A 13513-nucleotide genomic window follows, 5' to 3' on the forward strand; every position below is an offset into this window, starting at 1 on the left:
GTATGACCGACCCTGACGGGGCGAGCGAAGGGGACGGGCGCCGTCCGGCGGAGCCGACGCCCGCCACCGGGTCACGCCCCCCGCAGCAACCCCTCCACCGCCCGTCCGAACACGACCCGCCCAGCCCGCGCCAGCACCGGATCGAAGGCCCTCGGCACGCCCCGTACCGAAAGCTCCTCCGTCCACAGCACCCGGCAGCCGCCGTCCGCCGTCTCCGTCACCTCGATGACCGCCCAGCCCCGCACCACCCGCCCGGACTTCTCCAGACGGCAGACGCCGGGCCGGCCGGCCGACGGGGGTTCCCAGCGCACGACCTCCATCGGGTCGTCGAAGGACAGCCGGCCGATGCCCGTGCGGGCGACGAACCGCGTGCCCACCCCGTCCGGCCCCGGCGTCAGCACCCTCGTCCGGGTCAGCGGCACCTGGTGGCCGTGCGCCGGCCAGTCCGTCAGCCGGCGCCACACCTCCGCCGGTGCCGACGGCACCGTCCGCTCGACCCGGAAGAGGCTCACTCCTGTTCCTCGCCCGGCACCAGGAGACCCGGCACGTACTCCGTCACCTCGGCCCGCACCCCGGCGGGCAGACCGCTGTCCGTCACCCAGGTGTCGACCTCGTCGAGGGTGGCGAAGGAACTCAGGCCCACCGTCCCCCACTTGGTGTGGTCGGCGACCACCACGACCCGGCGCGCCGAGCGCATCAGGCACCGGTTGGTCTCGGCCTCCGCCAGGTTCGGCGTGGAGAGCCCGGCCTCCACCGACACGCCGTGTACGCCGAGGAAGAGCAGGTCGAAGTGGAGCGAGCGGACCGCCCGGTCCGCCACCGGCCCCACCAGCGCGTCGGACGGCGTGCGGACCCCGCCGGTCAGGACGACGGTCGCCGCCCCGCGCCGCGTCTCGCCCCCGCCGCCCGTCTGCTGCGCCTCGTGGAACACGTCGGCGACCCGCACCGAGTTGGTGACCACCGTCAGGTCCGGCACGTCGAGCAGGTGCCGGGCCAGCGCGTAGGTCGTCGTCCCGCCGGACAGGGCGATCGCCGTACCCGGCGAGACCAGGGCCGCCGCCGTGCGGGCGATCTCGTCCTTGGCGCTCGGTTCGAGCACCGACTTGGCCTCGAAGCCCGGCTCGTGGGTGCTCGCCTCGACCACCGGAACGGCCCCGCCGTGCACCTTCGCGACCATGCCCTGCCGGGCCAGCGCGTCCAGGTCGCGGCGGATCGTCATGTCCGAGACGTTCAGACGACGGGTCAGTTCGTTGACCCGCACACCGCCACGCCGCCGTACCTCGTCGAGGATCAGGGCACGCCGCTGCTCCGCGAGGAGGTTCTGGTTGTCAGTCACCGCCGGGGCCGGTCCTTCCGCAGGAGACAAGGGGATGAGTGTCGGATTCGGTGAGAGACCGTGCGCGGTCGCACGGCCTTCCGCGATCCTGTTGCAGACGTCGCATCTTCCCACTCTGAGAGGAAGTCCCCTCAGTGTCCCCTGCCACACCCGCCCCGGAGAGCGGGGGCGCGGCGCTCGAACTCCTCGTCCACGGAGTCGGCGGAGCCACCCCCGAGTCGATGCTCGACGACCCCAGGACCGTACGGGTCACCGGCGACCGGACCGCCGCCGTGTACCGGCGCGCCGAGGACCTCGACGCCGAGGAACACCCCGAGCGGTACGCGGCGCGTCCCGTCCCGGAGGCGTACTGCTGGTCCAACCTGACCTCCGGTGACGGCGCCCGCGCCCTGTGGCTGCTGCTCCTGCCCTTCATGGTGGCCAATCTGGCGCACTGGATGCGGCCGCCCGCCCAGGACAGGCCGGCGCTCGTGCGGCTCTACGGGGTCATCGTCCGGCTCGTCGCCCTCACCCTCACCGTCCTGCTCACGGCCGCCGCCTGCGAGGTGGCGCTCGACCTGACGGCCTGGCAGTGCGCGGCCACCACCGCCTGCACCGACGCGTACTCCTGGCTCGGTTTCCTCTCCGCGGGGCGCGGCGGCTGGTGGTCCCTGCCCGGCCGCCGCCTGGCCCTCGCCGCGCTCGTGCCGACCGCGCTCGTCGGCCTGCTCTGGTACCTCTCCAACCGGACCTGGAGCGCGTACGAGGCGCAGCGCCCGCCCACCGGATACGACGCCCCCGTCACGGAGCCCGGGGCCGACACGGAGGCGGCGGACGCCGCCGAGCCCGCCGGCCCCGTCGAGCTCCGCCCCGCGCTCGGCCGCCCCGGCTTCTGGTACGGCCGCCGGCTCGTCGCCCGCCTCCGGGCCGCCCACACCGCCGCCGGGTTCCTCACCGTCGCCGCCGCCCTCGTCACGGCCACCGTCCGCCACGACGCCGGCTCATCCGGCCCGCGCACGGTCCTCGGCTGGATCCTCCAGGCGGCCGTCGCCGTCCTGGCGGTCGTCGTGGTCTGGGTCGTCTGCCGGCGCGGCCGCAGCGAGAGCCGGCTCGACCTGCGCGTCGAACGCGCCCTCGTCTCCTGGCTCCCCGCCGCCTCCCTCGTCGTCCTCGCGCTCACCGCCCTGCACGCCGGCTGGGCCCGCCCCGGCTGGATCTCCTCCGGCACCCTCCCCGGCGACGCCGTCTTCGGCGCCCTCACCCTCGCCCAGGGCGGTCTCGTCGTCGCCCTCGGCGTCGTCGCCCTGCTCCTCCAGCGCCCCCACCGGGACCCCCGTACCGCGCTGCGCGGACTCGGCGGGCCGGCGGTCGCCATGCTCGCCTGCGCGCTCGCCGGGGTCATGTCCGGGGGAGTGGCGCAGCGGGTCGCCGACTGGCTCGACGGGCCGGCCACCCCCGGCATGGGCGACCCCGGCGGTCCCAGGATCGGCCCGCCGGTCCTCCTCAGCTGGCAGGCCTCGGTCATCCCCGTCCTGCTCCTGCTGCTTCTCGCGCCCGCCGCCCTCCTCGCCGCACGGACCGTCCTCGGCGCCCGGCGCCTGCGCTCCGCCGTCGAGGCCGACTACGACGCCGCCGGCGAACGCGACCCGGTGCGCACGGGACAGATCGCGACCGGCCGGGCCCGCGCCTCGCTCACCGACTCCGCGCCCGTCCTCGTCGGCGTCGTCTCCGGCGCGACCCTGCTCCTCGGGGCCGCCTCCGTCGCCGGCGCCTGGGCCAGCGGCAACGTGCCGGGCCGGGCCTTCGACGGCGCCCACCCCGCGATCGCCTCCCTCGCCTCCGTCACCCAGGCCCTCGGCTCCTGGATGATCGGCTTCGGCTTCCTGCTCTTCGTCACCTGGGGCCGCCGCGCCTACAAGGACGCCTCCGCCCGTCGCACCATCGGCATCCTCTGGGACGTCGGCACCTTCTGGCCCCGCGCCGCCCACCCCTTCGCCCCGCCCTGTTACGCCGAGCGGGCGGTCCCCGACCTCACCTGGCGGATGAGCACCTGGACCCGGAGCACCGGCGGCCGGCTCGTCATCTCCGGGCACTCCCAGGGCAGCGTCCTCGCCGCGGCCGCCGTCTGGCAGCTGCAGCCCGCCACCCGCAGCCGGGTCGCCCTGCTCACCTACGGCTCGCCCCTGGAGCGGCTCTACGGCCGCTGGTTCCCCGCCTACTTCGGCCCCGAGGCGCTGCGCGCCCTGAACCGCACGGTGCACTGCTGGAGCAATCTGTACCGCGCCACCGACCCCATCGGCGGCCCCGTCAGGGTCCCCGCCGAGGACGGCCGCCCGGCCGTGGACGGAGCGGTGCTGCTCGACCCCGTCGCGTACGGCCGCACCCGCCGGCACCCGCTGCCCGAACCGATCCTCGGCCACTCCGACTACCAGGCCGACCCGGCGTTCGCCCGCTGCCGCTCCGGACTCCTCGACCGGCTCCCGTCGGCCTTTCCCCGCCAGCGCTCCGACTCCCCCCTGGATCAGGGGATTTCGGGGATGTCCTCCGGATAGAGCAGGGTCAGGTCGTCCGTGCTCGCCTCGGCGAGCGCGGCGACCCGGCCCGCGTGCCGCTCCACCATCGACTCGAAGGTCCCCCGCGCCGTACGGCCGTTGCCGAACGCCGGGCCCTTGGGGAGCTTCTCGAAGTACGCGAGCAGCGCCTCGTCGGTGCCCGGCGCCAGCCGGTACTCGTGCTCGTCGGCCTGCTGGCCGACGATCCGCAGCAGCTCCTCGGGCTCGTAGTCGCCGAAGGTGATGGTCCGTGAGAAGCGCGAGGCCACACCCGGGTTGACGGTGAGGAAGCGCTCCATCTCCGCCGTGTACCCGGCGACGATGACCACCACCGCGTCCCGGTGGTCCTCCATCAGCTTCACCAGCGTGTCGATCGCCTCACGGCCGAAGTCGCGCCCCGAGTCCTCCGGCGACAGCGCGTACGCCTCGTCGACGAAGAGGACACCGCCGCGCGCCCGGTCGAAGGCCTCCTGCGTGCGGATCGCCGTCGAGCCGATGTGCTCGCCGACCAGGTCCACCCGGGAGACCTCCACCAGGTGCCCGCGCTCCAGGACCCCGAGCGAGGCGAGGATCTCGCCGTACAGCCGGGCCACCGTCGTCTTGCCCGTGCCCGGGTTGCCGGTGAAGACCAGGTGGCGGCGGACCGAGGCCGCCTTGAGTCCCGCCTCCTGACGCCTGCGCCCCACCTCGATCATGTTGGTGAGGGTCCGCACCTCCAGCTTGACGCTCTCCAGACCCACCAGGGCGTCCAGCTCGCCGAGCACGTCCTGCGAGGAGCGGGCCTCCGGGGCGGGCTCCGGCGCGGCCGGCACGGTCACCGGGGTGCGCGGCACGGGCACCGTGCCGAGCAGCCCGGCCGGTTGCGTGGCCGTCAGGACCGTGCCGCCGTCGGGTACGGAGGAGCGGACGGCGCTCTCGTCGCTGGTGCAGTCCTCCGCGCTCGCGCCCTCCTCGGGGAACTCGTAACCGCCGCGCGCGCAGCGCTCCGTGCGGCACTTGCGCAGGGTCGTCCGGCAGCCGTCCGTGACGTGGAAGCCGTATCCGCCGCTGCCCGTCACCCGGCAGCCGTGGAAGGAGCCGCGGCCCTCCGCCGAGACGTAGAAACCGGCCTCGGCGGGCGAGGTGACCACACACCGGTCGATCGTGGGGTCGGCGCCCTTGGTGACGATGACCCCGGTCTGCACGGAGTCGATCGTGCAGCCGCCGAGGGTGCCGCCGCTGCCGTGGTCCCGGAACCAGGCGCCCGTGGACGCCTCCCGGATCCGGCAGTCGTCGAGCTGGGCCGTGGCGCCGTCGCTCACCGACACCGCCGTGTTCCGCACCTGCGTCAGATCGCTGTCGACGACGTCCACGCGCGAGCCCCGGTCGAGGACGAACAGCGCGTCCGGCACGTCGTGCACCCGGCAGGCGTCGAGGACGGCGGTCGCCCCGTCGCTCACCCACACCGCCGGGTAGTCGCCCGTGCTGTCGTGGATCTCGCACTGGTTGGCGTCCACCCGCGTCCCCGGGTCCCACACCGACAGGCCGTTGCGCCCGAAGCGGCGGACGGTCGACCGGGTCAGCGTCAGGACCGATCGAGAGCGCAGGTCGACCGCGTTCTCCGGAACGTCGTGGATGTCGCAGTCCGAGAGCGTGAGGACCGCGTCCGTGTCCAGCGTGATGCCGTCCGCCGAGGTGCGGTGCACCGAGGAGTCGGTGAGGTGGGCGGTGGCGCGGGCCGCGATCTGCAGACCGGAGCCCTTGATCTCGTACACCTCGCAGCCGACGCCCTCCAGGCCGCTGCCCTCGCCGGTCACGGCGATCCCCGCGCCGGAGGCGTGGTGCACCCGGCAGCGTTCCAGCCGCGGATGCGCCCCGCCGCGCACCGAGACCCCGGCCTGCCCGGCGGAGACCACCTCGCACTCCTCGAACACCCCGCCGGCGCCGTCGAGCACGGCGATGCCGATCCCGGCCGGATTGTCGACCGTGCAGCGGCGGACCGTCGGCCGGGCGGCGCCCCGCACCTCGATCCCGGCGGCCGAGCGGGTCATGATCCGCAGGTCGAGCAGCTCGGGGGTGCCGTCCTCGACGAGCAGCGCGGGGGCGGCCACGTCCTGCCCCTCGATGTGCAGGTCCTGCAGGGTGACGGAGGCGCGCAGGGTCAGCGGCACCCCGTCCGGCGGCGCGATCCGCACCGAGCCGACCCCGCCCTCGGGGCCGCGCAGGGTGACGGCCCGCCGGACCACGAGGTTCTCCCGGTAGGTGCCGGGCGCGACGGTGAGGACGTCCCCGTCGCCCGCGGCCTCGAGCGCGGCGGCGAGGGAGGGGTACTCACCCGTGCGGCGCCGCCACCGCGATGTGCCGGTGTGCGTCACCTGGACCGTGCCCTCTGCCATGGGTGTGTCCTGCCCCCGCCTCATGCCTCGCCGCTGATCCGATGCCCCACCGTAGCGCGCGCGGCGCCGCCGGGTTGACGGGTCGCCGACCCGCGTACGCACGGGAGGCCGAGCGTCGCCGGGCAGGCGTCACCGCCGGTCCGGGCCGGTCCGGAGCGGTCGGGCTCGGTCGCGGAGCGGTCGAACTCGAACGCGGCGCCGGGGGACGGCCGTGGCCGGCCGGAGCGGGCGGGACCGGCCGGCGACGGCCACCCGCAGGCGTCAGCTTCCCGTGCCCGTACGGCCCCAGTCGGGGCCCGCCGCCGCCGCCCACGCGCGGTCGAGGCGCGCGTACCGCCGCACCACCAGTCTGCGGACGGCGAGACGGCGGACGAGCTCCACCAGCGAACCGACGAGAAGGGCGGCCGTCAGGCCGGCGACGACCGCGTGCGCGCGCGCCGTCCCCCTCTGCATCGGCGGCGCCACCGGGCGCCCGTCCCGGTCCGTCCAGAGCCGGAAGGCGGTGCCGGGCGCGGAGTGCTGCCGGGCCGTCGCCACCGTCCCGGTGCGGGGCGAGCCGTCCGGCGCGGTCCAGCGGGCCACCACCGAGCGCCGCAGCCGCTCTTCCCCCGCGGCCTCGACGGACCTGGGGCCGCTCGCGGGGGTGTGGGCGAGCCGCACCACCCGGGCCGTCGTCGGCAGCCGCTGCGCCTGCTGCGCACGGGCCGCGCGCGACAGCGAGCCGTACGCGGAGGTGCCGGTCGCCCAGCCGGTCAGCGGCACCGCGGTACAGAGCAGGACGATCGCCACGAGGGCGATCCACGCCTCGACGAGATCAGTGGTCCGGCGCAGGGGATTGTGCCGCCAGCGCCAGAGTCCGGTGGCTGCACGCACGTCTGGACCCCCTGGTTGTACACCGCCTCGTCGTTCACCCTTCCTCCAACGAGTGTGCCCCCGGGGCGGGTTCCCCGCCTGTCGGATGTCGGACCGGTGAGGCGGGACGCGCGGCCCCGGGTCCTCAGTCCAGGATCTTCACGGCGTCGCCGACCCGGACGGTGCCGGTGTGCTCGGGGACGAGGTTCTGGCCGAAGATGACCCGGCCGTCGCTCGTGCGGTGCCGGGCGAGCGTCCTCAGCGGCTCCTTGCCCCGCTCGGCCGTGAACTGGTTCGTCGTGGTGACGACGCAGCGCCCGCAGGGCCTGGCGACCCGGAAGGTGACCTCTCCGACGGCGAGCCGCTTCCAGCCGTCCTCCGCCCAGGGGGCGGTGCCCTCGATCACCAGGTTCGGCCGGAACCGGTTCATCGGCAGGGGGCCCTCGTCGGCGTGGTCTCCCTGGGCTATCAGGGAGTTGAGGGCGTCGAGCGAGGCGGTGGTGGTGACGAGCAGCGGATAGCCGTCCGCGAAGCTCACGGTCTCGCCGGGCAGCGCGTAGTCCGGGTCGACCGGACGCCGGTGCTCGGGCGCGTCCATGTGCACGAGCCGTACGTCGCTCTCCAGGTACGCCGAGAGCCAGGCGGCCGCGGCGGGGTCGGCCGGGACCGCCTCCACGAACTTGTCGAAGATCTCCACCGTGACAGTGGTCGAGGGGCGCGGCACCTCGACCGCCAGCGTCGGCCGGCCGGGAGCGGACAGGGAGATCCCGCCGCCCGGCAGCGGCTCCGCCGTGGCCAACGCCATCCGGGGGTGACGGCGTTGGGTCACGACCTTGTTCGCGGAGTCGACGACGGTCCAGCGGCGGTCCACGGCCAGCCCCCAGGGCTGTACCTCGGCCTCCGTGCGGGCCAGCGCGCGCATGGCTTTCACCGGGTGGATGTGGACGGAGCGGAGAACAGGAGTCGGCATGCCCTCATCCTGCCAGCCGCCCCGACCTCCACGTCGGGCCTTGCGCGGAGCCGGTCAGTAACCCCCGCCCTGGTAGGGACGGTTGTACGGGTCGTCGTACGGCGCGGGGGACGGGACCGGCGCGGGCCGGGGGGCCGCCGGACGCATCGCCTCGTACCCGGCGGCGGCCGGGCGGGGCTGCTGCGGGTACTGACCGCCCGGGTAGCCGCGCGGGGCCGCGGCCTGCTGCGGGATGTACGGGGCCGGAGCGTGCTGCAGCGGGACGGGGGCCATCTGCGGCGAGGGCTGCGGGTAGCCGTATCCGCCGCCGTAGGTCGGGGCGGGCTGCGGGCTGGGCGCCGCCGGGAGGGCGGGCAGTGCCGAGGGGAGCGCCGGCAGGTGGGAACCACTTCCGGAGAAGCTGCTGCCGGTGTCGTAGGCGGCGGGCACTCGGATCGGGGCGATCTGAGGCGTGCCCCGCTCCGCGACCAGGGAGTCGTAGATCGGGGTGTCCGGGAAGGACGGCGCGGTGTGGTAACCGCCTCCATAGGTGGAGCGGGGGGAGGTCATGGCACATAAGTTAAGCCCACGATGTGCTGGTTGGGGAGCCTGATTAGAGGGTTGTTTGACGGGCTTCGGGAAGAGATGGATCCCCAATCCGAGCGAACGTGACAAAAACGGGCGGCGATCCGGGCCAAGATCGTGTAAACGCCGAGTTCGGAGGGGGTTACCGGCGGGTCGGTGCGTCCCGTACCCGGCCCGCGCCCCCGGCATGAAGAGCACATAAAGAAAAGGTGCCGGGAAGACGTGGGAGAAGTGATCATGGGCATGATTAAGCGCCAATCCCGCATCGCCGCGGGTGGTGTGTACACGCCGAATTGACGGCGCTACTCCCCGTGTCGGAAAAGCCATTTCCGTGAAGACGCCACGGAACTCGGGGCGTTCACCGGTCCGGCGCCGCCTCCGGGCGCGCGTACGTCCGGCCCTTCCACGCCGCGCCCCGGCCCCGGTGGTGCCGCACCGCCGAGTCCACCGTCATCAGGAGGTACAGGAACGCGGTGAACGGCAGCAGTGGAGCGAGCCCCAGGGGCTGACGGTAGTAGCGGAGCATCGGCACGTACGTCCCCGCCATCACCGCCCACGCGACACCGCCGGCCCACGCCGCCACCGCGTCCCCGCTCACGACGCCCGCCACCAGGGCCACCGGCGGCACCAGATAGACGAGCACGAGGCCCGCCACCGTCCCCACGAGCAGCAGCGGGTTGTGCCGCAGCTGCGCGTACGCGCTCCGCGCGACCATCCGCCACAGCTCGCCGAGCCCCGGATACGGGCGGACGCTGTCGACCCGCTCCGCAAGACCCAGCCAGATCCGCCCCCCGGCCCGCCGCACCGCCCGCGCCAGCGACACGTCGTCGATCACCGCCTGCCGGATCGCCTCCGGCACGCCCGCCGCCACCGCCGTCTCCGTCCGCAGCAGCACACAGCCGCCCGCGGCGGCCGTCGCCAGGGGCCGCGCCCGGTTGATCCAGCGGAAGGGATACAGCTGGGCGAAGAAGTAGACGAAGGCCGGGACGACCAGACGCTCCCACGCGCTCGCCACCCGCAGCCGGGCCATCTGCGACACCAGGTCCAGGTCGTTGTCCACGGCCGCCGCCACCAGCCGCCGCAGACTGTCCGGCTCGTGCGCGATGTCCGCGTCCGTCAGCAGCAGGAACTCCGGCCCACGCGCGCGTGCCAGTGCCATCCCGTGCCGCAGCGCCCACAGCTTCCCCGTCCAGCCCGGCTCCGGCTCTCCCGGCGACACGACGGTCAGCGGCAGCCCGCCGTCCCGGCCGGCCAGCTCCACGGCGAGCCTCCCCGTCCCGTCCGTACTCCCGTCGTCGACGAGGAAGACCTCCGCGGCCCCCGGATAGTCCTGCGCGAGGAGGGACGGCAGGCTCATCGGCAGCACCTCCGCCTCGTCCCGCGCCGGCACCACGACGGCCACCCTCGGCCACCGCTCCGAAGGCGGCCGTCGCCCCCGCGGCAGTCGCTGATCGGTGCGCCAGAAGAAGCCCTGACCGAGAAGCAGCCAGAGCCAGACGGCCAGGGAGACGATCGAGAACCAGGCAAGGGTGCTCATTCGCGGCAGTCTGCCCCAGATCGCGGGGGACGAACGGCTCATCGGCTAGGGTGACCGGGTGAAGATCGCGCTCATGGACTCCGGAATCGGCCTCCTCCCGGCGGCGGCCGCGGTGCGTCGGCTCCGGCCGGACGCGGACATCCTCCTCTCCAACGACCCCGACGGCATGCCGTGGGGCCCCCGCACCCCCGAGGACCTGACGGGGCGTGCCCTCGCCGTCGCCCTCGCCGCCGCCGAGCACCGCCCGCAGGCGCTCATCGTGGCCTGCAACACCGCCACCGTGCACGCCCTGCCCGCCCTGCGCGCCGCCCTCGAACCGGGCATCCCCGTCATCGGCACCGTGCCCGCCATCAAGCCCGCCGCCGCGGCCGGCGGCAAGGTCGCCATCTGGGCCACCCCCGCCACGACCGGCAGCGCCTACCAGCGCGGACTCATCCGCGACTTCGCCGACGGCGCCGAGGTCACCGAGGTGCCCTGCCCGGGGCTCGCCGACGCCGTCGAGCACGCCGACCGGGACGCGGTGGAGGCCGCCGTCGCCGCGGCGGCCGAGCTCACCCCGGCCGACGTCCGCGCCGTCGTCCTCGGCTGCACCCACTACGAACTGGTCGAGGAGCGGATCCTCGCCGCCCTGGAGGTCCGCCGCCGGGCCGGACTGCCGCCGATCGTCTTCCACGGCTCCGCCGACGCCGTCGTCGCACAGGCCCTGCGCCGGATCGGCGCCGAGCCCGCGCCCGACGCGGACCCCACCGGCACCCTCTCCGTCCTGCTCAGCGGGCGCCCCGGCCGGCTCCCCGCCACGGCCCTCGAGTACGCGGAAGGCCGCACCCTGGCGGCCACGGCCGCCGCACACTGAGGGGCGGGACCCCTCGCGCCGTGGGCTGAGCGCCCTCCGCACGCGCCCCGCCTCGCGCGAGCCCCCGGCGTGCGCCGCCTCACGTCGAGCCCCCGGCTCGCCACCGCCTCCGTCGGGCGCTCCCCGGACGAGGCCCCCCTTTCACCGAGCGTCACCGCGTGACCGCGCTCCGGCGCGCTATCCCTGGCGATCCTGGGTACTCTCCCCTTATGAGGGAGCATTCCCGGGACCGGAGCCCGCGCGCCGACGAGCTGAGTCCCGTCGTCTGGACCGGTCGCGCCACCAACCGTTTCCAGTGGGTCGCCGCCGTCGCCGGCGCCGCCTGCATGGCCCTGGGCATCACCATCGCCGTCGAGTCCGCGTGGACCTCCGGCATCGCCGCCCTCCTCATGGCCGTGATCGGCTGCGTCGCGGCCGGACTGCTCGTCCTCTTCGGCACCCTCGCCTTCGTCCACGTCGCCGTGAAGGTCGACGACCGCGCCATGGAGGTCCGCTGCGGCCACATCGGCGTGCCGCGCCGCCGCATCCCGCTCGCCCACGTCGTCGGCGCCGACTTCGCGCCGAGCGTCACCCCGCGCCAGTGGGGCGGCTGGGGCTACCGCTGGCGGCCCGAGAAGGGCACGGCCGTGATCGTCCGGCGGGGCGAGGGCCTGGTCCTGCGCCTCGGCGACGGCCTGAGCTTCACGGTGACCGTCGACGACGCGGAGTCCGCCGTCCGTGTCATCCGCGCCCGTCTCCGCCACCCCGCCCCGCCGACCCCGCCCGCCGCGACCGGTGTGTGAGCCCGCTCGTGCCTGTGGGGAGCGGGTCCGCGCCGGTCACACGGGCTCCGGGACGAGCCCTACCGCCCTCCTGAGGGACAGGAACGCCCCGTAGACTCCGCTGGGTGAGCGCCACCATCACCCCCGTCGACGCGTCCGGACCCGACACCGCCCCCACGCCGGGCGCCCGGCTGCGGCGGTTCGTGCGGCCGGGGGCGGCTCTGCTGTCCGGGTTCCTGCTCTACCTGAGCTTCCCCCCGCGCCCCCTGTGGTGGCTCGCGCTGCCCGCCTTCGCGCTGCTCGGCTGGACCCTGCGGGGCCGCCGTCCGCGCGCCGGGTTCGGCCTCGGCTACCTCGCGGGGCTCGGCTTCCTGCTTCCGCTCCTCGTGTGGACCGGCGAGGAGGTCGGCGCCGGTCCGTGGCTGGCGCTCGCCGCCGTCGAGGCGCTCTTCGTCGCCGCCGCCGGCCTCGGCATCGCGGCCGTCTCCCGGCTCCCCTGGTGGCCCTTCTTCGCGGCCGGGGTGTGGATCCTCGCGGAGGGGGCACGCGCGCGCGTGCCCTTCGGCGGCTTCCCCTGGGGCAAGGTGGCCTTCGGACAGGCGGACGGCGTCTTCCTGCCGCTCGCCGCCGTCGGCGGCACCCCGGCGCTCGGCTTCGCGGTCGCCCTGTGCGGCTTCGGCCTGTACGAGGCGTGCCGGCGGTTCCACGCGTACCGGGCCACCGGCACCGTCCCGCGCGGCCCGCTCGCCGCCGCGGCGCTCGCGGTCCTCGTCCCGGTCACCGGCGCCCTCGCCGCGCTGCCGCTCGTCGACGACTCCGCCGAGGACGGCACCGCCACCGTCGCGGCCGTCCAGGGCAACGTGCCCCGCCTGGGCCTCGACTTCAACGCCCAGCGCCGGGCCGTCCTCGACAACCACGTGGCCCGCACCCGCGAGCTCGCCAAGGCCGTCGAGGAGGGCCGCGAGCCGCAGCCCGACTTCGTGCTGTGGCCGGAGAACTCCTCCGACATCGACCCGTACGCGAACGCCGACGCGGCCGACGTCATCGACGGCGCCGTCAAGGAGATCGGCGTGCCCACCGTGATCGGCGCCGTCGTCACCCCCGAGACCGGCAAGCTCCGCAACACGCTCATCCAGTGGGACCCCGAGCGAGGCCCCGTCGCCACGTACGACAAGCGGCACGTCCAGCCCTTCGGCGAGTACATCCCGATGCGCTCCTTCGTACGGATCTTCAACAGCAACGTCGACCGGGTGAGCCGGGACTTCGGCGCCGGTACGAAGGTCGGCGTCTTCGACCTCGCCGGTACGAAGGTGGGCCTGGCGACCTGCTACGAGGCGGCCTTCGACTGGGCCGTGCGCGACACCGTCACCCACGGCGCCCAGCTGATCTCCGTCCCCAGCAACAACGCCACCTTCGGCCGCACCGAGATGACCTACCAGCAGCTCGCGATGAGCCGGGTGCGCGCGGTCGAGCACAGCCGGTCGGTCGTCGTGCCCGTGACCAGCGGCGTCAGCGCGATCATCCGCCCCGACGGCGAGATCGTCTCCCGGACGAAGATGTTCACCCCGGACGTCCTCGTCGAGAAGGTGCCGCTGCGCTCCTCGCAGACCCCCGCGACCCGTCTGGGCACCCTGCCCGAGGCCCTGCTCGCGGCGCTCGCGGCGGCAGGGCTCGGCTGGGCCGCCGCCCGCGCGGTGCGCGCCCGCCGGACCCCGGCGGCCTGAACTCGGGCCC

The 13513-nt window shown here is 74.9% G+C and carries 11 protein-coding genes; 4 read left to right on the forward strand and 7 right to left on the reverse strand.

What is annotated here, in order from left to right; translation table 11 throughout:
- Window positions 1–71: 71 nt before the first annotated feature.
- Together BLW86_RS32780 and BLW86_RS32785 are read right to left on the reverse strand one after the other, a co-directional pair.
- Window positions 72–512 carry an SRPBCC family protein gene (locus tag BLW86_RS32780; protein WP_093877377.1) on the reverse strand — a complete coding sequence of 147 codons (441 nt, stop codon included), beginning with the start codon at window positions 510–512 and terminating at the stop codon, window positions 72–74.
- Window positions 509–1336 (reverse strand): DeoR/GlpR family DNA-binding transcription regulator, encoded by an 828-nt coding sequence (locus BLW86_RS32785; RefSeq protein WP_177181817.1) that lies wholly within the window; start codon window positions 1334–1336, stop codon window positions 509–511. The genes BLW86_RS32780 and BLW86_RS32785 overlap by 4 nt, the downstream gene beginning before the upstream one ends.
- Window positions 1337–1470: 134 nt before the next feature.
- Here BLW86_RS32785 and BLW86_RS32790 point away from each other — a divergent pair, with 134 nt between their 5' ends.
- Window positions 1471–3867: a hypothetical protein gene (locus BLW86_RS32790; protein ID WP_093877378.1), complete on the forward strand. Its 2397-nt coding sequence runs from the start codon at window positions 1471–1473 to the stop codon at window positions 3865–3867.
- Here the strand turns inward: BLW86_RS32790 and BLW86_RS32795 are convergent.
- The 5 genes from BLW86_RS32795 to BLW86_RS32815 form a co-directional block, all read right to left on the reverse strand.
- Entirely contained in the window at window positions 3837–6242 is a 2406-nt protein-coding gene (locus tag BLW86_RS32795) for a right-handed parallel beta-helix repeat-containing protein (protein ID WP_093877379.1), read from the reverse strand. The genes BLW86_RS32790 and BLW86_RS32795 overlap by 31 nt on opposite strands.
- 261 nt (window positions 6243–6503) lie before the next feature.
- Window positions 6504–7115, reverse strand: a complete 612-nt coding sequence (locus BLW86_RS32800; RefSeq protein ID WP_093877380.1) for an Rv1733c family protein — start codon at window positions 7113–7115, stop codon at window positions 6504–6506.
- 124 nt (window positions 7116–7239) lie between these two features.
- Window positions 7240–8064 (reverse strand): MOSC domain-containing protein, encoded by an 825-nt coding sequence (locus tag BLW86_RS32805; protein WP_093877381.1) that lies wholly within the window; start codon window positions 8062–8064, stop codon window positions 7240–7242.
- 54 nt (window positions 8065–8118) lie between these two features.
- Window positions 8119–8613, reverse strand: a complete 495-nt coding sequence (locus BLW86_RS32810; RefSeq protein WP_093877382.1) for a DUF6643 family protein — start codon at window positions 8611–8613, stop codon at window positions 8119–8121.
- 373 nt (window positions 8614–8986) lie between these two features.
- Window positions 8987–10165 (reverse strand): glycosyltransferase, encoded by a 1179-nt coding sequence (locus BLW86_RS32815; protein ID WP_093877383.1) that lies wholly within the window; start codon window positions 10163–10165, stop codon window positions 8987–8989.
- Window positions 10166–10223: 58 nt separating this feature from the next.
- Between BLW86_RS32815 and BLW86_RS32820 the strand changes: the two genes are divergently transcribed.
- The 3 genes from BLW86_RS32820 to lnt all read left to right on the forward strand — a co-directional run bounded on the left by BLW86_RS32820 (window position 10224) and on the right by lnt (window position 13503).
- Entirely contained in the window at window positions 10224–11018 is a 795-nt protein-coding gene (locus BLW86_RS32820) for a glutamate racemase (protein WP_093877384.1), read from the forward strand.
- 209 nt (window positions 11019–11227) lie between these two features.
- Window positions 11228–11800: a hypothetical protein gene (locus BLW86_RS32825; RefSeq protein WP_093877385.1), complete on the forward strand. Its 573-nt coding sequence runs from the start codon at window positions 11228–11230 to the stop codon at window positions 11798–11800.
- Window positions 11801–11904: 104 nt separating this feature from the next.
- The gene (lnt, locus tag BLW86_RS32830; protein WP_093877386.1) at window positions 11905–13503 is read left to right on the forward strand and encodes an apolipoprotein N-acyltransferase; all 1599 of its coding nucleotides are present in this window, start codon (window positions 11905–11907) and stop codon (window positions 13501–13503) included.
- Window positions 13504–13513: the final 10 nt, after the last annotated feature.

The sequence above is a fragment of the Streptomyces sp. TLI_105 genome (genome assembly GCF_900105415.1).
Lineage (GTDB): Bacteria > Actinomycetota > Actinomycetes > Streptomycetales > Streptomycetaceae > Streptomyces.